This is a genomic window from Paenibacillus sp. JJ1683 (genome assembly GCF_053006485.1).
This window is the reverse complement of record NZ_CM129820.1, coordinates 2921974-2944028: the sequence shown is the minus strand read 5'-3', so window position 1 is coordinate 2944028 and position 22055 is coordinate 2921974. Positions and strand designations below refer to the sequence as shown.

Below are 22055 nucleotides of genomic sequence, written 5' to 3'. Positions count from 1 at the left end.
TAAGGAATTTATTTAACAGATATAGAGAATGAGATGGTGCAACAGACAAGCGGATTGACACAAGAGATTGAGAACGAACTTATAACTTCCATGTCAATAAAGGAAATGAAACAGTTCCCAAGAAGGAAGCATCATCACTAACAAGCCAATAATAGATCTAAGAGGCAGCGGGACGATAAATCATCAAGAATGACTAACTAAACTAACATGATGGTTCAACTGAACACAAAAAGAGATAACCCTAATAAATTCAAGGATCATCTCTTTTTATATAAAACAATTGAACACGAATAAACGCTATGATATAATCGATAACGCTACTGACAAATCATATAAATTCCAATAATTTTATTACCCCTATTTTCATAATACATCTAGAACTTTGGTTTGTCAATGCTTTTTTTGCCCCCAAAAAAATAGAAAAGGATGGTGGAATGTGCGATCAGGCTGGGTACATCCTCAAGCGGTTTTGAGAAGAAGTACACGACGACTTACTTCAGTGGTGACTAGGCATGATCATGATTGTTCGCTTTTTTCTCTATATTAATGGTTAGGAGAGATGTTGAATGAATTCACTGGTTCTTGATTTTCAAGAAATGGATAACACTCAGCTTTTGCTTGTTGGTGGAAAAGGGTTGCACTTAGGGACATTAGCCAAAATGGAAGGAATGCAAGTGCCAGAAGGGTTTTGTGTTACAACAGTGGGATATCAAAAAGCCCTCGAACAAAACGAAATGGTTCATGCTTTGTTGGATCAGCTAACTACGCTTAAAGTAGAAGATCGAGAACAAATTGATGAAGTCAGCAAAAAGATTCGACAGGCCATTATGGAAGTAGCCATTCCTTCCGATGTTGTGAAAGCAGTTGCCCACTATCTCTCCCAGTTTGGAAATGAATATGCTTATGCCGTGCGTTCTAGTGCGACTGCTGAGGATTTGCCGCATGCTTCTTTTGCTGGTCAACAAGACACCTATTTAAATATTATCGGCAAAGAATCCATCTTGGAGCATATCCGCAAATGTTGGGCTTCTTTATTTACAGAACGCGCGGTAATTTACCGAATGCAGAATGGATTTGATCACAGACAAGTTTATTTATCTGTTATCGTTCAAAGGATGGTGTTTCCACAGGCTTCAGGGATTTTATTTACCGCTGATCCCATCAATTGCAACCGAAAGCTGCTCTCTATCGATGCTAGTTTCGGACTTGGAGAAGCGCTGGTCTCCGGCTTGGTATCTGCCGATTATTATCAAGTACAGGATGGGGTAATCGTCAACAAGAGGGTGGAAACCAAGAAAATGGCTATTTATGGACGAAAAGAAGGCGGAACAGAGACCAAGCAGCTCAGTCCTGATCAGCAAAAGACGCAAACCCTTACGGATCAACAAATTTTACAACTGGCACGCATTGGAAGACAGATCGAAGAACATTTCGGCTGCCCACAAGACATTGAATGGTGTTTGGCTGATGATACATTTTATATTGTTCAGAGTCGGCCGATCACCACTTTATATCCCATTCCTGAAGCAAATGACCAGGAGAATCACGTGTATGTATCTGTCGGCCATCAGCAAATGATGACTGATCCTATTAAACCACTGGGGATATCTGTTTGGATGTTAACAGGTGCTACACCCATGTTTAAAACTGGTGGTGGAAGGCTGTTTGTGGATATCACGATGGGCCTATCTTCACTGGATGGGAGGCAGAATTTATTGGATGTTTTAGGACACTCCGATCCGCTCATAAAAGACGCGCTTATTACCATCATAGAGCGGGGAGATTTTATAAAATTGGACCCATCTGACAAAAGCGAACCGGGGCCTGTTAAAAGCCATAAGGGTATGTCGTCTGCGGATATTCTGGAAGAGGCAGGAAATGACCCGGCAATTGTTGCTGATTTGATTAAGAGTAGTGAGACATCGTTATCAGCGTTAAAACGTAACATCCAAACGAAATCAGGATTGGATGTATTTGATTGTATTCTGGAAGATATGCAGCAACGGAGGCAGCGTGCATCAGATCTGAAAAATTTGAGTGTAATTATGTCCGCCATCCATGCTTCAGCATGGATCAATGAAAAAATGAATGAATGGTTAGGTGAAAAAAATGTAGCAGACACACTTTCCCTATCTGTACCTAATAACGTCACTTCTGAAATGGGCATGGAGCTACTGGATGTTGCAGATGTGATTCGTCCCTATCCGAAAATAGTTGAGTATTTACAACAGGTAAAGGATGATAATTTTTTAGATGAACTGGTTCAATTTGAAGGTGGGCAGCAGGTGCGTGATGCTATCGCTACTTATCTCGACAAATATGGCATGCGATGTGCCGGGGAGATCGATATTACAAGAACACGCTGGAGTGAAAAACCAAGTATACTGGTGCCTATGATCCTCAGTAACATCAAAAACCTTGAGCCTGGCGCCAGTAAACGAAAATTTGAGCAAGGGCAACAGGAGGCTTTGAAAAAAGAACAGGACTTATTAGCCCGATTGAAACAATTACCAGGTGGTGAACAAAAAGCCGAAGAGACAAAACAAATTATCGACCAGATCCGGAATTTCATCGGTTATCGTGAATATCCGAAATACGACATTGTTAGTCGCTACTTCATTTATAAACAGGCTTTACTAAAGGAAGCGGAACGACTCGTACAAGCCAACATTCTTCATGAAAAAGAAGATATTTACTATCTCTCTTTTGAAGAATTGCAGGAAACTATACGCACCAATAAACTGGATTACCAGGTCATCGACAAACGAAAAAATGAGTACAGATTATATGAAAAATTAACTCCCCCACGTGTTATCACATCTGATGGCGAAATCATTACAGGTCAATACAAACGAGAAAATATCCCCGCTGAAGCTATTGTAGGCCTGGCTGTTTCGTCGGGCGTTGTAGAGGGGCGAGCTCGTGTGATCCTGAATATAGAAGGGGCTGATCTGGAAGATGGCGACATACTAGTCACCGCCTTTACCGACCCCAGCTGGACTCCATTGTTTTTATCCATAAAAGGCTTGGTTACAGAGGTGGGCGGACTGATGACGCATGGAGCCGTTATCGCACGTGAATATGGCTTGCCAGCCGTTGTCGGAGTGGAGAATGCGACCAAACTGATAAAAGATGGCCAACGAATTCGCGTGCATGGAACAGAAGGGTATATCGAATTTTTGTAATGGATAAATAAGGGGGTTATTTATAGGCAGCGGCGGTCATTTAAGCTTGCCGCTGCATTTAATTCAACACATACAGGCCTGGCATTCGTTTCACGTATCCCACAGGTCAGTACCATGATTCCGCTAACTAGCGGTAGTATCATCCAAAAGTGATTTCCTGCATGAATTAGTGTTCAATTCTCCTGTATGATAAACTTGCAAGAAGTTATTAATAACTGCAAAGTGACCGACACTCAAGTCATGTGGAGTGCGTAGCTCGGATGGACTTTATCGGAAAAGGCTGAAAACCAAAACTTGTGATAGTTTTCTTGCTCCTTTTCACACTGTCTTTTGATTAGACACACTCCCGGACATTACGTCAAAAGCTATGTGCAGGCCTTCAAGCTGGAATATGTACATAGCTCGAACGCTATTGAAGAGCATGCCAGTTTGTTAAAGCCAGCATTGCCCAGGTCGTTGCTCAAGCTCTTTTTCCAGCTTATCCGGGACTGGAGAGACGCTTTGAGCGCGACTTTTTTCAAAGCGAGAAGTCCATGCGGCTTTTGTTTTATAAATTCAGTCCATTTAAAGCGGCTGGGAGGTATAAATATGCTAAAAACGATATTAGTTGTAGACGACGATGAAGAAATCGTAAAACTCATCACAAAGAGTTTAAGGTACGAGCAATTTGCAACACTTTCGGCATATTCTGGGAAAGAAGCCTTATCCGCATTAGAAGAAAATCATATTGATTTCATCGTTCTTGATATAGTGATGCCTGATATGGATGGACTTGATGTCTGCAGAAGTATCCGAAATTCTTATAATGTTCCAATTCTGTTTTTAAGTGCGCGTGATAAGGACATTGATAAAATCGTCGGGCTCGAAATAGGAGCAGACGATTACATGACCAAACCTTTTAGTATTCAGGAGCTTGTCTCCAGGATAAAGGCTCATTTCAGAAAAGTGGACAGACTTTTTAAAGAGTGGGATGAACTTAGTCCCAGTAACGAAAAGGCGCATTCTCCGCTCATTCTGAACGATAAGACGTTTGAAGCATTCCTGAATAGCAGGAAGCTCGACTTGTCAACGAAGGAATTTCAGATTCTGTCTATCCTCATGCGCCACCCCAATAATGTATTGACTCGTGAGCAGATATATGAAAACGTCTGGGGAGACGAATACGGAGAAATAAATACCGTAACGGTTCATATAAAAAATATCCGTAAGAAACTTGGTCCTGAATATGACTTTATTAAAACAATATGGGGCATAGGATATAAATACACGGAAAGAGAGCAATAGTATGAAACTGAAAATAAAGCTTCCTCTTTTGTTCCTGCTGATGTTTATAATATTCATGTTTTCGATTGGAATGTACCTGAAGCTTGTCTTTGCAGTATATTCTCCTATACGCAGTTCATTGCTGGACTCGCGATATATAGCATTGCTCCTGCCCATATTTGCAATTGCCTGCATCATATTTATTATTCTAATTATCTATATTCATTTTTGCATAGAGAAACCCATTCAGCTTCTGAATACCAGGCTTGAAGAAGTAAATATTGTACATCCACTGCCTCCGCTAGCTCTAAGAAGTAATGACGAGATCGGAGAACTTTATAAACACTTCAATAAGATGGAGCATCGGCTTCAACTCGCGCACAAAGAGCAGACTGATATGATCGCGGCAATTGCCCACGACTTGAAAACTCCCTTGACATCTATTAATGGCTTTACTGAACTGCTGGCTATGCACAAGGATTTACCAGAAACTGAAAAGCAGGAATATTATGATTTGATTCAAAAGAAGTCAGGATATATGGTCGAACTCATCAATGATTTCTCCAGCTTCACCAAAGAAAAACTGGAGTTGGAATCTATGGTAGCTAAACCTGTAAAAGCATCAAAATTATTTGAAAACATTGCCCTTGAATATGAATATGAGTTGGCGGGACTTGACAACGAGCTTACTTGCCGCCATTCATTCACGGAAAATATATGGCTGATGATCAATGAACCGATGATACGTCGGGTTTTCGGCAACCTCTTTAGCAATGCTGTAAGATATGGAGGGAAAAATAAGCTGAAAGTGTATATGACCGGTTACCCGCTAGGACAGTATGCCTTTTTTCAAATCGAGGATAATGGAATTGGAGTGCCGGATAAGGATATATCTTCTCTGTTCCTCAAATTTTTCACTGTGGATAAATCGCGACAAATCCAAAAGGGCGGGCTGGGGCTGGGTCTTGCAAGCTGTAAATCCATTATTGAACATCATAGGGGCGAAATTGACGCCTACCCTTCCGAATATGGCGGTTTGGGGATAAGATTCAGCCTTCCCTTGGCCGCACAACACTGATTTTATTTTTTGCACATTTTCTTTTACTACAGGAGTTAAAGGCTGCTGCCAGCTGTGAACACCCAGGCAGCAGCCATTTTTTATTTTTTTAGTGTTTTATAATTTTTTATATTCTCTTTACAAACATTTATTTTTCTTTTAAAGAAGCTTTATCTTTGTGTTGTAAAAATTACTTGTAGTAAAAAAACTACAAGAACTAGAACTGGAAAAGGGGGATGTTACAATGTCAATTGAGTTCAGCCGTTGGCCCAATCACTACATGATGTCATATCAAGTCACCAAAGCTTTAGGTATGGCAAGCCTCGGTGCTACGGACGTCACCGAGATCTACGAGGCCTGCAAAAAAATCGACCCCGAAGACAAGGACACGTGGCACAGGGAATGGCTCATAACGGCTCAGGCATTGGAAAGACACGGCAAGGAGGCCGAAACAGCTGGAAACTGGTATACAGCACGAAACTGCTACATTCGTGCCTGCAATTACTACAGAATTGCAGAATATACGGTGATGGATGATGACACCGAGAAAATCCGTGTATTTAAAAAAGTAAATGAACTCTTCGAAGCTGCCGGGAAGTACTTCGATGTCCAACCGGAGAAGATCCAAGTCGATTACGAAGATGTTAAGCTGGATGGTTACTTCTTCTCCCCTTCCTGGATAAAAGGTCCGAAGCCGACCCTTTTTGCTCTCAACGGTGGCGACGAGTGGTCAATTGAAAACTATTTCTGGCTAGGTCCCGCTTTTATTTCGTGTGGATATAACTTTCTGGTCTATGATCAGCCTGGCACCGGCCTCTCGCTGTACGAAAAGGGAAAAGGAAGACGAGCGGACAGTGAGGCTTTCCATTCCCGAGCAATCGATTTTCTTCTAACGCGGCCGGAAGTCGATCCCGACAAGATTATCGTGCACGGTGAGAGTTTTGCGGCTTACGACTCTTTGCGATTCGCTTCGTTCGATCACAGAATTGCTGCCGTCATCTCCGACGGCGGTACGCATGCCTTTGATTGGGATGCAATGCTTAAATGGATGCCACCGAGTCTGGCCGCACATGGCATGAGAATTCTGGGGGCAAAGAGCATGGAGGACTTTGCGGGTAATCCGCGTTTTGCCTATGATCTTGAGGGGGTGCTTCACCAGATAGAATGTCCACTTCTTGTAATGCACGGAGCGGAAGAGATATTGGTTCAGCCAAATCCGCTGACACAAGCCTTGAAAAATTATGAGCAAGCGGGTTCGAAAAACAAGACGTTCTTCCCGATAGAGGATAGACGACTTGGGGGATTAGAACACTGTCAGGTAGACAACATCAACGTGCTGCATGAGGTAGTGCTGAATTGGCTCTGCTCAATTGGACTTGGACCAGCCGCACCTCGTCCTAAGTGATTGCCAGGACGTCATTTTAAGTAAATTTGGACCATCGGAATTGATCCCATTGCGGATGATGCTGGCAGCTTCGATCTTCCGGTTGCCAGAGGCACCAAGTACTATCATGAAAAAGCAAAATTCGATATATTGAAAGATTTAGATTTCTGATGAGCTTATTCAGGAGTGTCCTACTTAGAATCCTGAATAAGCTCTCTCTTTATTGAAGAGTTGAAGACTGTGAGTATTTCCTCAAAGGAAAAAATTAGCGTAACGTCCGCCATACAAATTGAGGGACTGCACAAAAAAATTGGCGACTATATCGCATTGAATAATCTTTCGCTGGAGGTGAACCGAGGAGAGATATTTGGATTTTTAGGACTGAATGACGCTGGAAAGACAACGACCATAAAGATGCTCTTAGCGATGCTGAAGCCAATCTCAGTTAACTCCTAAGTTAACCATTAAAATCCAAAAAAACAAAAACGGGTGCCGTCCAACAAAGGAGAGCGCCCGCTTTGATTTTTTAGTTGATAAGCTCCCCCAATGCTCATGGCGTGGGTTCGTACACCTAGCCAACTGAGAACATCCGCAAGCTCTGCCGATGCAATTATCATAACATAACTTCGTTTTGCAATTTCACGGTATTTCCAACATGATCCCCGTGTCCATGGGTCAGAAGGATTACATCAGCCTGCACGTCGGCTGCTTCCAGATCGGTGTTGGAGTTGCCTGTAATAAAAGGATCAATGAGAATAATTGTGCCATGGGTTTCGATTTTTACAACGAATGTCCATGATAAGATACTTTCATTTTTCTTCCCCTTGGTCAAATCGGCGATGCCGAGTTTATTCGGATTAACGTTATGTAACGAACCATAGCCACGATATTGACTAACCTCCAATCGTTATCGAAATACTCTTAGAAATTCTTCGCAGCATTGCGAGCTTTTTCGATTGCTTCGGCTTCGATTTGGGGAGCGCAGTCTCCCGCCGTGGACATACCTTCCACAAACTGGCTATCAAAGTCTGTTACGCCGACAAAATTCAAGACAATTTGCTTGGATAGCTTTTAGAGGATATGTTTATGGAAACAAATCGACCCAATACGTCAGTTTCGTTAAGGGGTGATTCGGATCTGCTTGCTCGGTTGGTTCGGTTTGTTGGCCACTACAAGCGGCTAATGTCGTTGTGAACAGTACCGAGACGATTAAAACAGCAGCATACCTTTTAAAACTTTTTGTGTGCTTGAACATGAACAAATCGCCCTCCTGATTATCCATAATGATGTTCATATCGTTGGAATGACGGTTTATAAAACGGCTTTATATTTGGAGGCTATCCTCAAAAGGATTGCCTCCAAATATAAGTGCGAGTTCAAAAAAAGCTTATAGAATCTCTACAAACTCATTTCAGTGTAGAGCCCCAGTCATACGGATCACTGTGGTCGGTGTAAATACCCTTCACCACACGATAGGCATGCTTGGGTTTGCGATATTCGTTAACCAGTCCCTTGTTATTGAAGGAGCGTGCCCGGTCTCTGAAGTGCGGTTGATGGCTCAGAAGTTGGCCCCGTGTATCTGCAAATTGCCATACGTAAGTGCCGCTAATCTTCGGATCGCTTCGGAAGAGCTTCAGCGACTTGCCGAGCAAATCAGCTTGATAATCCTCGCTGAATAAGCGCGGTTCCCAGCCAGAATCTCCATATATACCAGCTCCACCAAATTCGGTCATGAGCACCGGGGTATACTCGGCTCCATACTCATTGCAACGCTCATGAAAGACTTCAAGCATCTCCTCAAACTCGACATGTCCGAAGTACCATCCACCATAATAGTTAATCCCGATGACATCGAATAGTCCAAGACAGATGTCTGTCATAGGATGCATCGTGGCAAAAGTGACCAGTCTGGATTGATCCTTGCTTCGAACGAGCTCGGTCATTTTGACAGATAGATCATAAGCCTGCTGAGAACGTGTATCAATCTCGTTGTGTACAGACCAGAACAGAATTGAAGGATGGTGAAAATCTCGCTCGATCATCTCATCCATCATGGTCAATGCTCGTTCCACGAAGAGGGGATTATCTGTCTCCTTGGCGGGAAAAGCAGCGCCCCAAATCGGAATTTCGCTCCAGAAGAGAATACCTTGCTCATCAAGCAGGTCGATCCAGTACTCACTCTGGGGATAATGTGACCCGCGTACCGTGTTGCATCCCATATGTCGGATAATACCAAGTTCCTTGGTCATCAATTTGTTGGGAAAAGCGAAGCCCCATTCCGGGTGCTCTTCGTGACGATTAACGCCTTGCAGATAAAGTTCCTTGCCGTTCAGTAAAATCTTCTTGTCCCGCGTCTCCACGGTACGGAACCCGATGCGATCTGCCCGGTCGTCTTGACCCACGACTGCTCTGATCATGTATAGGGCAGGAGCGTTCGTGTCCCATCGCTGGAGGTCTGACCAAGCTTGTTCGAGCACAAGTTCCGTGCTACCCTTAGCAGAAAGGTAAGCGCTATCACTTTGAAACATCTCATTGTTTCGATAGAGAGAGACAGGTACTTCGACCGGTTTATCCGACATCGAGCGGAGCTTAAGTAGGATTCGGGCATCTGCACTGGAATCTCCGGTCATTTCATAGGTGATGCGCATCCCCTCAATCCAGACATCAGGCAAAAGTTGAACCTCAACGGGCCGGATGATTCCACCGTAATGAAACCAGTCTACAATATGATATGGTAACGTATTGGTCCCCAGTGTGCTGTCTGTGCGGACAATGAGTTCGTGAACACCGGAGGAGACATCTGGAATGGTAAAGTCAAAAGGAGTGAATCCACCATAATGGTACCCTAGATGCTGTCCATCCCAATACACATCGGCATGCCCCATCACGGCGTGGAACAGTAGCCGGAGATGGCTGCGATCGTCAAGGGTTACCCAGGTGCGGTACCATGCTACGCCTTCGTAGTCGTATTTTCCGAGCTCGTTATTCCAACAAGCTGGCACGGGTATACGATCAGGGTTGGAAGGGAAGTGCGTGCTCCATTTTTCAGATAAACCAACATTATTCTTGTCAAAAACAAAATCCCATAATCCGTCAAGCTGTTGGGATTTCCTAAGTCGATGCTGCTGAAACGTTCGGATCATATTCATCATCTCCATTATCTTTTTGCAATAGAACATCATTGATGGTCTGTATGTTGGGAGTGTAGCATTGGTAGCAAGAAAGCGACAATGGTAAAAACAATCTTGATCATTTGTCATAAATGATACTATTAAGGATTGAGGGATTTCTATGGACTATGCTTTGGGAAATATGGTAGTGCACATCCATTGGGTACTTGCCAAGCCTCCCCTGCCAGGATGGGAAGATTTTCGGCAAACCGTATCGGGGCACACCTTTTATTACATTTACAGTGGTAAGGGAACTTTTCGTTGTGAGGAGAAGGATATAGAGGTTGGTGGGGGAACATTGGTGTATCTTTGGCCTGGGCTGCCTCTTTATATGAAATCCTCTGACGCACATCCACTCCGAATGACGATGCTACTCTTCGATTGCGCTTCGCTAATGAAAAATGAGAATGAATGGGGTACCCCAAACCCGATTGAGCGGCTGCGGCTTCCATTTCTTATGCCTTTACAAAGTGAGCGTGCGGGCCGGATTGGGGAACAATTCCGGGAAGCGGAAAGGGAATGGGTACCTGGAGATCTTGTGCAAGAGGCCAGAGTAAAGTCAGTATGGTATCGTTTGGTACAAGAGGTACACGAGGCAGCGGAAGCAGGAGGGAGGCACAACGATGGGGACGGAATAGTAGAGGCTCTTCGTAAATTCAAAGAGAAGTTAGATACGGGATTTGCTACCGAGTTGCGGATTACCGAATTGGCGGAGCATACGGGTTTCTCACCTGTTTATTTACGCAGAACCTTTGCATCTCGGTACGGGTGCAGTCCTAAGGAGTACCTGAATCATCTTCGTAATGAGCATGCCGTTCGCCGGCTCCGGTTCACAAGCGATTCCGTCACAGATATCGCGAGAGCCTGTGGCTATTCTGACGTATACCAGTTCAGTAAAACGTTCAAAAAGCGCAATGGTCTCCCTCCGATTGAGTACCGAAGAATGCAAAGAAATTGATACCAAGGGTGATATCATCAGATTTGCGTCTGAATTTGATCCCCAGCATATGTACTTAAACGAGGACAAAGCGTAACAGGGAAGATTTAACGGAATTATTGCATCAGGAATTCAAACCCTAACATTTTCGTTCAAACTGTGGGTTGAAACAGGTGATTATGGTGATGGGGTCATTGCAGAAACAGCAATGAGCAATATCAGATTTATAAAATCTGTATATCCGGGAGACGAATTATATACACTTGTGAAGGTCACCGAACTTATGGAAAAACGCAATGAAACGAAGGCTTCGCAGTGGAATGAAGCTAATCTATCAGCTAGAGGAAACTATAGTAATACATAGCAGTTGGTCGAAACGATCTTTCACAAGGATTGTATGAGATAGTTGTCGAGGGAAAAGAATATAGTCCCATTGAAAGTCGCTATTTTAGCGACTTTTTTGTTATGGCTTTAGCCAGTTGTGTGCGTGAAACGTGCGAAACAAAAACCACCCGCTACGCGGGTGGAGGAATCAGCGTTTGACCACTAAGACCATTCCGATTAAATCGAGATGTTCAGATTTAGCATGAGATTCGGATAAGTACAATAATTTTCGATGTTTTTTATTTTCTTTATACAATGAGCTTATTTAAGCCGCCAAGTCAGTGCGTTTTTTAAATACTTAAATGTTTGAAAACATTCCATACAAATAACTATTATATTATTCATAATTCCACTGGTTTATGGAGCTTTTAAGGGAATTCAAGTCACACCCCTCACCCAAATCACAAATAAGGATTGAGAGAATGCACCCGATTTGATCAAAAGAACCACCTATGTTATTCATTTGACATTAGTACTATATACAACTATAATGCAGACTACAATGAGAACATACGCTCTTGCAGGCATAACACTTTAAAGGAGTGAAAAAAATGCAATTATGTCAAGGCGGGTTTGTTATTAAAAGGGTTTGAGGAGGATTATGTTCTCTCAAGAATTCCCCACCTTTCGAGTGAAAGTGCTTTATTTCATGCCCGCTGCCCTGCAGGCAGAATGGACTCCATAGAAAGGAGGTGATCCAGCTGTACCTTCCGATACGGCACTCATTACAAATAAAGTGACTCGTTATGAACTGACACCTGAGGCAGTTGATTGCGTAGTTTTTTGCTCAAAAACAAGACACCGATACTTTCCCACATTCGTGGCATTGCGGAAAAATTTAATATCTACTGTTATTACTCCATCACTGCTTATAGTAGAGATGTTGAACCAGGAGTTCCTTCGATTGAAAATAGCGTAGAAACACTCATCCAATTATCTAAAATTGTAGGAAGTAAAAAGGTTGCTTGGCGGTATGATCCTGTTCTGCTTACACAAGATTAAACGGTAGAACGTCATCCTGAAACCTTTAATGTCTCGCTAGTCAGCTTGCACCTTATATTGATCGTTGCATTTTTGGTTTTGTTGAAATGTATAAAAAATTGGAAGTAAACATGCCTGAACTGGAGCGCATCTCATCTGAAGATATGGATCAATTGGCACAACGGTTTGGAGCTATAGCGTCCAAATATGGTATTTACATTCAAACTTGCGGACCGAGCGAAGATTATAGCAATTACGGTATTCATGCTTCAGGTTGCATGACGCTTGAGATTCTTGGAAATGCAAATGAGACGGAATTCCGTAATTTGAAACATAAAGGTATGAGAGCAGGATGTAACTGCATTGAGAGTAGAGATATTGGTGCTTATGACACATGTGTGAGTGGCTGCAAATATTGTTATGCAAACAAGAGTCCCAAAGCTGCATCTGAAAATTATAAGCTACATGACCCGAATTCGCCATTACTGTTCGGGCATCTGAAGACAACAGATATCTTACAACAAGGAGCACAGAGGAGCTTTTTGAAAAAGAATTAATTTGACTTATGCCCGGTACCAATTGAGGCTACTTGAATGAATGTATATACAGGTGCGTATATGCAAATGTAGTGAGGAAATCTATCTACCGGAAACAGGAGAGAAAGCAACTGCTTTCTCTCCTGTTTCCAGTTTGCTTCCGACATGGGAGATAACCTGATCTCTTCCAGCCAAGTAACAAAAAATGAAAAAAACATGCAGAAGCAGCAGCCGATCGGCTGCCGTTGTTTTAGTGTTTCGTTGTATACTGTGACCTTTATTGAAAAGGGAAAATGCCATTTACTTTACAGAATATAATTACCGATTAAAAACTTCTTTCTAGCAAGGTGCCAACTTGCGTGGCCATGACTTGCGGTGAATAGGGCATTCCATTTCGAATCCACCATTCAATAACCCCTACATAAGCAGTCCCAGCATATTGTAACATCACATCTTCGGTTAATTCCGCATTTTTTCCGCTTTCTTTGTCAATCTCCCCTTTGAACCCTTCCATGAAATAAGCAAGTAGCCGCGTTCTAAAAGATGAAGGTGTACCTTTTGATCCAGCTAGCATGGTTGAAAAAAGTAAATAATTTTTCTCAAAGTACTCGAAATATGGAACAAGAGCATCAGCCCACTCCATCTGACATGCCCACGTATCCATTTCTTTTAATTCATTAATGTGTGTTTCCATGATTTGATCTAATAAATCATATTTGTCCTGATAGTGAAGATAAATTGTACCGCGGTTTACGTTTGCCTTGTTTGCAATGTCTTGAATGGTAATGTCATCAAAGTTTTTTACAGCCATCAGTTCAATAACGGCTTTTTTTAAGGCTTCTTGTGTTTTTAGGATTCTCCGATCCACTTTAATCATCTTGTCTTTTCCCCCTGATCAACAAAATAATGAACACTTTTCCTGATGATGTTGCTATTTCAACAAATTTCGCTTTTTTAACCATTGAACTTAGGTTTCTTTTTTTATAATAATAGACATAAGTTGATAAAACAACCAGTTTTGCTTATTTGTTCTCCGTGGCATACATACCTAAAAGGGGAATTTAAATTTAAAAAAGAGGGGTGTTCACTTGGTGTTTAATAAAGAAGTGTGGATAATCATTATTAATTTCTAAATAGCTAACTGATAAAAATTCTATTTATTGGAGGTTATATATGATTAATGCTAATGCGCACGTGCTGTGTGCCGTCCATAAGATCCGCTCATTCTAACTTACAATTGAGCGCAGGGATCTTAAACCGCATGATATTCACATTGAGATCAAATATACGGGTATTTGCCACTCTGACATCCATGCTGCCCGTGGCGATTGAGGGCCAGACCAATATCCTCTCGTTCCAGGACACGAAATTGCTGGAATTGTCCGCCCAGATTGGTTTGGAAGTCACAAAGTATGCTGTTGGTGACCGAGTAGAAGTTGGCTGTATGGTTCCTGTGGAGAGTGCGAGAGTTGCCGTAGAGGAAAGGAGCAATATTGTCTTAATGGACATACGAGTAGCTATGGATTCATCGATAGATATGGACAATATACGCAGGGAGGTTATTCCAGCCATATCGTTGTAACGGAGGATTTCGTGGTTAGAATTCTAGACGGCATTAATCTTGATGTCGCCGCTGCGCCATTGGGGTGTTAATTCCGGAAAAATATAGCCGTTGTTGGACTTGGTGGACTCGGACACATGGCTGTTAGGTTCGCTTATTCTATGGGGGCAGAAGCAAACCCATAACATCTAAAGCATATGCGTTAGCTTAAAGAAAGCATTTAAACAATCATAGGAGTTAAAAGAATGAAGACCCAAAAAAATTCTTTCGGTTTTGCTCTATTATTGGCCATATTTTCGGCGTTGGGGCCGTTTACCGTCGATATGTATCTTGCATCACTTCCGCAAATCGCTGTTTTTTTTGGAACAAGCGCAACTGCGGTTCAAGCGAGTTTAACCACTAGTCTGTTAGGATTAGGGCTAGGACAGTTGATAATGGGACCTTTAAGCGACATTTATGGAAGACGCCAGCCTTTGTTGATTTCCATGATACTATATATCCTTTCCTCTATTGGATGCGTTTTTGCTCCAAGCATAGGATGGTTTATATCTTTAAGATTTATACAAGGGGTTGCTGCGTCCGCTGGACTCGTTATTTCGCGCGCTATTGTTCGAGATCGGTTTAGTGGGATTGAAATGACTAAGTTTATATCGTTGCTGACAATGATCAGCAATGTGGCACCATTAATTTCCCCTACGGCTGGAAGTACGGTTATGTCATACTGCTCTTGGTCAGGTGTATTTATATTTTTAGGGGTGCTAGGCATAGGGTTAACTGGGATTACCATATGGGGGTTAGAGGAAAGCTTACCTGTACAACAACGTATTTCAGGCAGTCCCCGTGCGTTGATAAAAAATTATATTAGCTTATTCCGAAAGCGGTCTTTTATGGGGTATGCTCTAGTCAATGGCATATTGTTCGCAGGTGTTTTTGCCTATGTTGCAGGTACCCCTTTTATTTATCAAAACATATACGGCGTGTCGCCGCAACTGTTTTCAATCCTCTTTGCGTTGAATGGCCTTGCTATTATCTTGGGATCTCAATTCGTCAAACTGCTTGCAGGCCGGGTTACGGAAAGGCGGCTGTTTTTGATCGGAATAATACTAGCGTTTTTATCTTCTGCAGCAGTCTTATTTATAGTACTAGTACATGGAGTATTATCAGCTATGTTTATTTCGATCTTCTTATTCGCTTTATCCATTGGGATCATTGGCCCCATCTCTTTTACATTAGCAATGGATTCCCAGGGGCATATTGCAGGGAGCGCGTCTGCCGTGCTCGGGACCTTACAATTTGCATTAGGTGCCGTTACGTCTCCACTTGTGGGAATTGCAGGCGAAAATTCTGCTATACCTTTTGGAATTATTATTTTTTCTACAAGTTTATTATCTATAATTACCTATATCATTCTGGTTAAAGGGATAAAAAAATTATCCGGCACCAAAAATAGCTTTGAATCCAATACTTAACCAATCGCTAGCGAACATTAAGTAGGATCTAAAATGTAAAATGTTACACTAAACAATGGTGTCGAGATGCCGATACTCGGTTTTAGCTGAGAAACATCATAAATCCGTGGATCAAGTTGCTTTACGTTGGTTGATACAAAGAGGAATTGTTGCGATTCCAATGTTTGTTCATAAGGAAAGAATTATTAAAAATTTCAATATCTTCAACTTCGAATTGAGCAGGGACGATATGGAGAGGATTGCTAAGTTGGATTCCAAAGAGAGTTTAATTTTATCTCTTCACGATCCTGAGAACGTTGAACGGCTCAGCAATATGAAATTTTATTACTAATTTTGGGGAGGTCTTATCACAAAATGCTCAAATCCAACAACACTATGTTCACGTAACAGTACCCAAATCCTTCCGATATATCGATTCAATTCCACATATAAACATATGCATATAGAATTGATTAATGGTTATAATGGCAGAGAAGTATGTGAAAAGTGTAAACTGAAAGAACTGTATTTAAGATGGTAAGTTAATTACTAGGACATATTGAATCTATTCTTAAGCACATATTGTCAACAGGGGGAAACATGGAGTTAAGAGTGCTTCGTTATTTTCTTACAGTCGCTCGTTTGGAAAGTATTACGCATGCAGCAAATGTACTACATGTAACACAGCCGACATTAAGCAGACAATTGGCTGACTTAGAAAAAAATTTAGGAACTCAATTGCTTATTCGCGGTAAAAAAAAGGTGTCATTAACGGATGCTGGCATGCTTTTACGTCAAAGGGCAGAAGAAATCCTAACGATTGCGGATAAAACAGAGAGAGAATTCAAAGATCAAAATAATCTGGTTGGAGGGACTATCTCTATAGGAAGCGTCGAATCACTAACATCGCATTATTTATTTCAAACATTAAAAGCTTTTCATGAAGAGTATCCACAGGTTAATTATTATATTTATAGCGGAACAGGGGATGATATAAAGGAAAAAATAGACAAAGGATTACTTGAAGTTGGGATTTTATTAGAGCCCATAAATATTGAAAAATACGATTTCATCAGATTGCCTCAAAAGGAACGATGGGGAATTCTAACACAGGCTTCATCCCCTCTTGCTCAAAAAGAATATGTTACTCCCAATGATCTTGTTGGAGTTCCTTTACTTCTTTCTAGTCGTCCAACAGTACAAAATGAAATTGCTAATTGGTTTGCTGATGAATATGAAAATATACATGTTCTAGCCACATACAACTTAATTTCTAACATAGTTAATTTTGTAGATAATGGTATGGGAACTGCTATTTGTATTGAAGGTGCTCTTGCGATGACAGGTTCAAAACATCTTTGCTTCAGACCATTTTTTCCAGAACTCAAATTTAGTTGTGTTATTGTTTGGAAGAAACACAAGATTTTTAACCAGGCTACTTCTCACTTAATTCAATTAATCAAGTATGCCTCACAAGCATAATAAAACATAGATTATAGGTATTGGATAAGGTTATTTATCTAGTGATATCTTAAAGGTGCAGCTTGAATGAAGCCTTTAAATATTACTGATAAATAACTTTTTTTATTTAGCGGGTAAAGTTGTTTATGTTTAATAAATAAAAGGCGTAATTCATTGTTCAACAACAAGAAGAGGGGGCATTTTCTAATGAGCAAAAAATATGAAAAATTAGCTCAGGATATTGTAGAGAAGATTGGTGGTAGTGAAAATGTATCAACACTAACTCATTGTATGACAAGGCTTAGATTCGCACTAAACCAAAATAAAAAAGCCGATCAAGACGCTATTAAAGCTTTAGATGGCGTAATTGATGCGATTGAAAGCGGTGGCCAATTTCAAGTGGTTATTGGCACCCATGTTGAAGAAGTATATGAGGAAGTGGTTAAATATATAAAACATGCAGAAAATATAGATGATAAATTATCTAATGAAAAAAATGTAAGCGTTTTTGGCAAATTAATCGATTTTATTTCAGGTACATTCAGTCCAATCGTTCCGGCTATTGCAGGCGCGGGAATGATAAAAGCGCTATTGGCTTTGCTGATCTTATTTAATGTAGTTTCAAAAGCGTCACAAACTTACTATGTAATCAATTTCATGTCGGATGCCATTTTTTATTTCTTACCCTTTTTATTAGCATATTCGGCTGCAAACAAATTAAAATGCAGCCCTGTACTGGCACTTGTGTTGGCTGGGGTATTGCTTCATCCGAATCTGGATCTATTGAGAACTGCGGGTAATAATGTTAGCGTTTTCAATATTCCATTGACACTTGTTGCTTATAGTTCATCGGTTGTTCCGATTCTATTAACCGTGTGGGCGCAATCCTACATTGAACCATTATTTAAAAGAATCATTCCTAACGCTGTAAAAATTATTTTTGTTCCGATGTTTACCATTCTGGTTGTTGGATTTATTTCCTTAACTGCACTAGGACCGCTAGGTTCTTTCTTCGGAACATATTTGGCAATGGGGTTTGATTTTTTGGGATCGCACGGAGCATGGGTGGTCATTTTCATAATTGCAACCTTCTGGCCAATCCTTGTTATGTTTGGACTTCATCACAGTATCGTTCCGTTATCATTGGCTCAAATCACGACATTGGGATATGAAAATATCATTGGACCTGGAGCCATGATATCCAATATTTCGCAAGGTGTAGCCGCGTTGATTGTCAGTTGGAGAACAAAGGATACAGTATCCAAGCAAATCTCCACTACAAGTGGAATTACAGGTTTAATGGGAATTACAGAAGCAGCACTTTACGGTGTTAATTTACCTAAAAAATATCCTCTTGTTGCGGCTATGATTGGCTCCGCTGCTGGCGGGCTTTACGCAGGGGTTATGGAAGTTTCACGTTATGCAACAGGTTCATCAGGGCTTCCAGCTATTCCGCTTTATATTGGAGAAAACATTTGGAATTTCTATAATATACTCATCGCATTATTAATTACGACGGTTATAACTGCAGTGCTTACCTATTTTTTAACCTTAAAATATGAGAAAGAAACGTCTGAGCAGAATAAAGTCACCACAAACGATAAAATCATCACACTTAAAAATACGGTTATTACAAGTCCTATCAAAGGGGAAATGATTCCATTGAAGGATGTTCAAGATGCGGCCTTCTCCACAGAATCAATGGGAAAAGGAATTGCCATTGAGCCAAGCGAAGGAAAAGTGGTCGCTCCTTTTGATGGGAAAATTGTTTCGTTGTTTCCCAAGAAGCACGCAATCGGTTTACTCTCCGATGATGGGGTTGAAATACTCATCCATATAGGATTGAACACCGTTAAACTGAATGGGAAGTACTTTGAAGCTCATGTTGAAGAAGGTCAGAGAATTACCAAGGGACAGACACTAATCACGTTTGATTTGGAGAAAATCAGGGAGGAAGGATATGTTACCCAAACCCCGGTGATCGTTACGAATACTTACAGTTATGCTGATGTGCTAACTAATAACAGTAGTACAGTCACTGATTTTAACAATGAGTTGTTAGTCCTAATAGTGTAACCATATCAAAATTCAAGGAGTGGATTATAAATGACTTTAGTCAAAGACTTTTTATGGGGAGGAGCAACTGCTGCAAACCAATGTGAAGGTGGATATTTGGAAGGGAATAAGGGATTGTCAACCGTCGACGTTATACCCGCAGGACAGGATCGCGTTTCTGTAATGAAAGGCAAGATGAAAATGATGGAATGTGATGATGAGCATTTCTATCCGAGCCATGAAGCCATCGACTTTTATCATAATTATAAGGAAGACATTGCTTTATTTGCAGAAATGGGTTTCAAATGCTTTCGTTTATCTATTGCATGGACACGAATCTATCCAAATGGGGATGATACATTACCCAACGAAGAAGGTTTGAAGTTCTACGATGATGTTTTTGATGAGTGTTTAAAATATAATATAGAGCCTTTAGTAACGATCACTCATTTTGATGTGCCGATGCATTTGGTAAAAACGATCGGTTCTTGGAGAAGCCGTAAAATGGTTGATTATTATGAAAGACTATGCGAAACACTATTCACTCGCTACAAAGATAAAGTGAAGTATTGGCTAACCTTTAATGAAATCAATATGTTATTACACCTACCATTCGGGAGCTCAGGATTGGTGTTTGATGAAGATGAAGATGAAGAAGCTGTGAAGTATCAGGCAGCTCATCACCAATTGGTCGCGAGTGCTAAAGCTACTGAAATTGCACGCAAAATAAACTCCGAATTCAAGATAGGATGTATGTTGGCGGGTGCCAGCACTTATCCCTATACTTGCGCTCCTGAAGACGTATGGAAAGCCATGACAAGGGATCGAGAACATTACTTCTTTGTGGATGTACAATCTCGTGGTGAATACCCGAATTATGCCAAAAAAATGTTCGAAAGGATGAATATACATCTGAAGATGCAAGATGGTGATAAGGAGCTTCTGAAAAATAATACAGTTGACTTCGTTTCATTTAGTTACTATGGTTCGCGATTAACAAGTGCTGACCCAGCAGTTAATACTCAAACCGCTGCCAATCTATTTCCGACATTACGAAATCCCCATTTAAAAAGAAGTGAATGGGGCTGGCAAATTGACCCACTCGGGTTGAGAATTACATTAAATGCATTGTATGATCGCTATCAAAAACCATTATTTATTGTCGAAAATGGGTTGGGAGCTGCGGACAAGCCTGATGAAAATGGATGTATCTCGGATGATTACAGAATCGAGTATATTCGGGAACATATCCGCGCATTTAAAACTGCTGTAAAAGAAGATGGCGTAGAATTGTTAGGATATACAACCTGGGGGTGCATTGATTTAGTAAGCTCAAGCTCTGGAGAAATGAGCAAAAGATATGGTTTCATCTACGTGGATAAAGATGACCAGGGAAATGGTACGTTAAGCCGTAGTAGGAAAAAGTCCTTTAATTGGTATAAGAAAGTAATTAACAGCAATGGAGAAGATTTAGACTAAGTTTATACAGACATAGCTAGTTGATGGTGGAATCACAGTCGACCAGATGTGACGCTTACAAACTTTTTCTAAACAAGACCCTTAATTTAAAATGCGATATATTCTCTTGTTCTCACTAACATGAGGCAAGTTCTTCTTGTGGTAAGCATTTTCTTGTTATTCGGGATCGTGTTCTCAATAGGAAATAAAGTTATGGATTTAAGTACAAAACATGGAGCGGGTGCCGCTTCATGTTTTTGTACTGTGCCGGGTATGGGCCTTATCTCTAGTGTTCAAGTCCCGAATGCGAGAACAGTTTTCAAAACCCTACCCTCATCACGAAATTAGGATGAGAATTTTGTTTAAATAACCTCAGTACAAGAAATTACTCGATTTACTAGATTTGTTGGGAATGCAATTTAAAAATTTCTGTCTAACAATATCCCAGTTTGTTCTGCCATGACACGAGGGGGGACTGACATTCCATTCTTAAACCACCATTCTACGATCCCCACGACCGCGGCCCCAAAAAATTGAAGAATGACATCTTCACTTAAGCCTTGATTTATTCCTTCTGTTACATCGACTTCAACCTTGTACTCCTGGACGACTAAATCAAGAAATTGACTACGAAAATAAGCTGAACTTTTCGTGTTTAGCATGGTTGAAAAGAACAAATGATTGTCTGCAAAGTATTCGAACCAGACATAATTTCCTTCTTGGAAACTCATTTCAGATGCTGTGTGGCAAAGTTCACGGAGATTGTTTATATGTTCTTCAATTATCTTATCTAGCAAGTCAAATTTATCCATGTAATGGAGATAGATTGTTCCTCGATTAACATTTGCCCTATCAGAAATATCCCGAATTGTAATGTCATCAAAGTTTTTTTCAGTCATCAGTTCAAGTATTGCTTTCTTTATGGCTTCTTGAGATTTGAGTACCCTTCTGTCCACTTTAGTCATTTTTAAAGTCCCCTTACTGAGATAATCGGCAATTACGGATAATTTGTTGAGTAATCCACACATCGAAAGAAATTGATTATTGCAAGCATTTTGTTTCCGTTTAGAATTATAAACGTAAGTTGATTAAACAATCAATGTTCATTTTTTTATTTGGAGTCATCTAAACTCAATGATCAGCACGCGTACCCGTTCTGAGGCAAGTCAAAATCG

Annotated in this window: 16 protein-coding genes and 4 pseudogenes; 15 read left to right on the top strand and 5 right to left on the bottom strand. The window is 40.9% G+C overall.

All coding sequences use genetic code 11. The features are described from left to right. The first annotated feature begins 566 nt into the window (after positions 1–566). From ppsA to ACUC6J_RS12420, 5 genes are all read left to right on the top strand, one after another. Positions 567–3185, top strand: coding sequence for a phosphoenolpyruvate synthase (gene ppsA, locus ACUC6J_RS12440; protein ID WP_039276034.1), 2619 nt, complete (start codon positions 567–569; stop codon positions 3183–3185). 588 nt (positions 3186–3773) lie between these two features. Continuing rightward, positions 3774–4469: a response regulator transcription factor gene (locus tag ACUC6J_RS12435; RefSeq protein WP_016820871.1), complete on the top strand. Its 696-nt coding sequence runs from the start codon at positions 3774–3776 to the stop codon at positions 4467–4469. 1 nt (position 4470) lies between these two features. Then, positions 4471–5526 (top strand): HAMP domain-containing sensor histidine kinase, encoded by a 1056-nt coding sequence (locus ACUC6J_RS12430; protein ID WP_044785989.1) that lies wholly within the window; start codon positions 4471–4473, stop codon positions 5524–5526. Between the two features lie 223 nt (positions 5527–5749). Beyond that, positions 5750–6910, top strand: coding sequence for an alpha/beta hydrolase family protein (locus ACUC6J_RS12425; protein WP_025364918.1), 1161 nt, complete (start codon positions 5750–5752; stop codon positions 6908–6910). 219 nt (positions 6911–7129) lie between these two features. Next, positions 7130–7345, top strand: coding sequence for an ATP-binding cassette domain-containing protein (locus ACUC6J_RS12420; protein WP_330721039.1), 216 nt, complete (start codon positions 7130–7132; stop codon positions 7343–7345). 74 nt (positions 7346–7419) lie between these two features. On the opposite strand, the pseudogene ACUC6J_RS12415 reads toward ACUC6J_RS12420, so the two are convergent. From ACUC6J_RS12415 to ACUC6J_RS12405, 3 genes and pseudogenes are all read right to left on the bottom strand, one after another. After that, positions 7420–7702 (bottom strand): annotated as a pseudogene (locus ACUC6J_RS12415) (MBL fold metallo-hydrolase); the annotation flags it as partial. A gap of 271 nt (positions 7703–7973) precedes the next feature. Then, positions 7974–8144: a hypothetical protein gene (locus ACUC6J_RS12410; RefSeq protein ID WP_330721040.1), complete on the bottom strand. Its 171-nt coding sequence runs from the start codon at positions 8142–8144 to the stop codon at positions 7974–7976. Positions 8145–8295: 151 nt separating this feature from the next. Further along, a complete protein-coding gene (locus ACUC6J_RS12405) occupies positions 8296–10032 on the bottom strand; it encodes a glycoside hydrolase family 2 protein (protein ID WP_447248912.1) in 1737 nt (578 codons plus the stop codon). A gap of 148 nt (positions 10033–10180) precedes the next feature. Between ACUC6J_RS12405 and ACUC6J_RS12400 the strand changes: the two genes are divergently transcribed. From ACUC6J_RS12400 to ACUC6J_RS12385, 4 genes and pseudogenes are all read left to right on the top strand, one after another. Continuing rightward, positions 10181–11017, top strand: a complete 837-nt coding sequence (locus tag ACUC6J_RS12400; RefSeq protein WP_340864813.1) for an AraC family transcriptional regulator — start codon at positions 10181–10183, stop codon at positions 11015–11017. Next, positions 10974–11297: pseudogene (locus ACUC6J_RS12395) on the top strand (MaoC/PaaZ C-terminal domain-containing protein); the annotation flags it as partial. The gene ACUC6J_RS12400 and the pseudogene ACUC6J_RS12395, both read left to right, overlap by 44 nt. Positions 11298–12151: 854 nt before the next feature. Further along, positions 12152–12382: a DUF1848 family protein gene (locus tag ACUC6J_RS12390; RefSeq protein WP_039276028.1), complete on the top strand. Its 231-nt coding sequence runs from the start codon at positions 12152–12154 to the stop codon at positions 12380–12382. Positions 12383–12426: 44 nt separating this feature from the next. Continuing rightward, positions 12427–12918: pseudogene (locus ACUC6J_RS12385) on the top strand (DUF1848 family protein); the annotation flags it as partial. A 304-nt stretch (positions 12919–13222) separates the two neighbouring features. Here ACUC6J_RS12385 and ACUC6J_RS12380 read toward each other — a convergent pair. Then, positions 13223–13774 carry a TetR/AcrR family transcriptional regulator gene (locus tag ACUC6J_RS12380; RefSeq protein WP_016820879.1) on the bottom strand — a complete coding sequence of 184 codons (552 nt, stop codon included), beginning with the start codon at positions 13772–13774 and terminating at the stop codon, positions 13223–13225. Between the two features lie 359 nt (positions 13775–14133). On the opposite strand from ACUC6J_RS12380, the pseudogene ACUC6J_RS12375 reads away from it, so the two are divergent. From ACUC6J_RS12375 to ACUC6J_RS12350, 6 genes and pseudogenes are all read left to right on the top strand, one after another. Continuing rightward, positions 14134–14631: pseudogene (locus ACUC6J_RS12375) on the top strand (alcohol dehydrogenase catalytic domain-containing protein); the annotation flags it as partial. A 72-nt stretch (positions 14632–14703) separates the two neighbouring features. Further along, the gene (locus tag ACUC6J_RS12370) at positions 14704–15927 is read left to right on the top strand and encodes a multidrug effflux MFS transporter (protein ID WP_016820880.1); all 1224 of its coding nucleotides are present in this window, start codon (positions 14704–14706) and stop codon (positions 15925–15927) included. Between the two features lie 55 nt (positions 15928–15982). After that, positions 15983–16258: an aldo/keto reductase gene (locus tag ACUC6J_RS12365; RefSeq protein WP_080582300.1), complete on the top strand. Its 276-nt coding sequence runs from the start codon at positions 15983–15985 to the stop codon at positions 16256–16258. Positions 16259–16506: 248 nt separating this feature from the next. After that, complete coding sequence (locus ACUC6J_RS12360) at positions 16507–17388, top strand: LysR family transcriptional regulator (RefSeq protein WP_016820882.1); 882 nt, start codon at positions 16507–16509, stop codon at positions 17386–17388. 186 nt (positions 17389–17574) lie between these two features. Further along, positions 17575–19443: a beta-glucoside-specific PTS transporter subunit IIABC gene (locus tag ACUC6J_RS12355; RefSeq protein WP_447248911.1), complete on the top strand. Its 1869-nt coding sequence runs from the start codon at positions 17575–17577 to the stop codon at positions 19441–19443. Positions 19444–19473: 30 nt separating this feature from the next. Next, positions 19474–20901 carry a 6-phospho-beta-glucosidase gene (locus tag ACUC6J_RS12350; RefSeq protein ID WP_340864811.1) on the top strand — a complete coding sequence of 476 codons (1428 nt, stop codon included), beginning with the start codon at positions 19474–19476 and terminating at the stop codon, positions 20899–20901. 398 nt (positions 20902–21299) lie between these two features. Here the strand turns inward: ACUC6J_RS12350 and ACUC6J_RS12345 are convergent, their stop codons facing one another. Beyond that, positions 21300–21845, bottom strand: coding sequence for a TetR/AcrR family transcriptional regulator (locus ACUC6J_RS12345; protein WP_016820885.1), 546 nt, complete (start codon positions 21843–21845; stop codon positions 21300–21302). Positions 21846–22055 lie beyond the last annotated feature (210 nt).

Coding starts and splice junctions, on each gene's coding strand:
- ppsA (WP_039276034.1), top strand. CDS start 567: ATGAATTCACTGGTTCTTGATTTTCAAGAAATGGATAACACTCAGCTT.
- ACUC6J_RS12435 (WP_016820871.1), top strand. CDS start 3,774: ATGCTAAAAACGATATTAGTTGTAGACGACGATGAAGAAATCGTAAAA.
- ACUC6J_RS12430 (WP_044785989.1), top strand. CDS start 4,471: ATGAAACTGAAAATAAAGCTTCCTCTTTTGTTCCTGCTGATGTTTATA.
- ACUC6J_RS12425 (WP_025364918.1), top strand. CDS start 5,750: ATGTCAATTGAGTTCAGCCGTTGGCCCAATCACTACATGATGTCATAT.
- ACUC6J_RS12410 (WP_330721040.1), bottom strand. CDS start 8,144: ATGTTCAAGCACACAAAAAGTTTTAAAAGGTATGCTGCTGTTTTAATC.
- ACUC6J_RS12405 (WP_447248912.1), bottom strand. CDS start 10,032: ATGATCCGAACGTTTCAGCAGCATCGACTTAGGAAATCCCAACAGCTT.
- ACUC6J_RS12400 (WP_340864813.1), top strand. CDS start 10,181: ATGGACTATGCTTTGGGAAATATGGTAGTGCACATCCATTGGGTACTT.
- ACUC6J_RS12380 (WP_016820879.1), bottom strand. CDS start 13,774: ATGATTAAAGTGGATCGGAGAATCCTAAAAACACAAGAAGCCTTAAAA.
- ACUC6J_RS12370 (WP_016820880.1), top strand. CDS start 14,704: ATGAAGACCCAAAAAAATTCTTTCGGTTTTGCTCTATTATTGGCCATA.
- ACUC6J_RS12365 (WP_080582300.1), top strand. CDS start 15,983: ATGGTGTCGAGATGCCGATACTCGGTTTTAGCTGAGAAACATCATAAA.
- ACUC6J_RS12360 (WP_016820882.1), top strand. CDS start 16,507: ATGGAGTTAAGAGTGCTTCGTTATTTTCTTACAGTCGCTCGTTTGGAA.
- ACUC6J_RS12355 (WP_447248911.1), top strand. CDS start 17,575: ATGAGCAAAAAATATGAAAAATTAGCTCAGGATATTGTAGAGAAGATT.
- ACUC6J_RS12350 (WP_340864811.1), top strand. CDS start 19,474: ATGACTTTAGTCAAAGACTTTTTATGGGGAGGAGCAACTGCTGCAAAC.
- ACUC6J_RS12345 (WP_016820885.1), bottom strand. CDS start 21,845: ATGACTAAAGTGGACAGAAGGGTACTCAAATCTCAAGAAGCCATAAAG.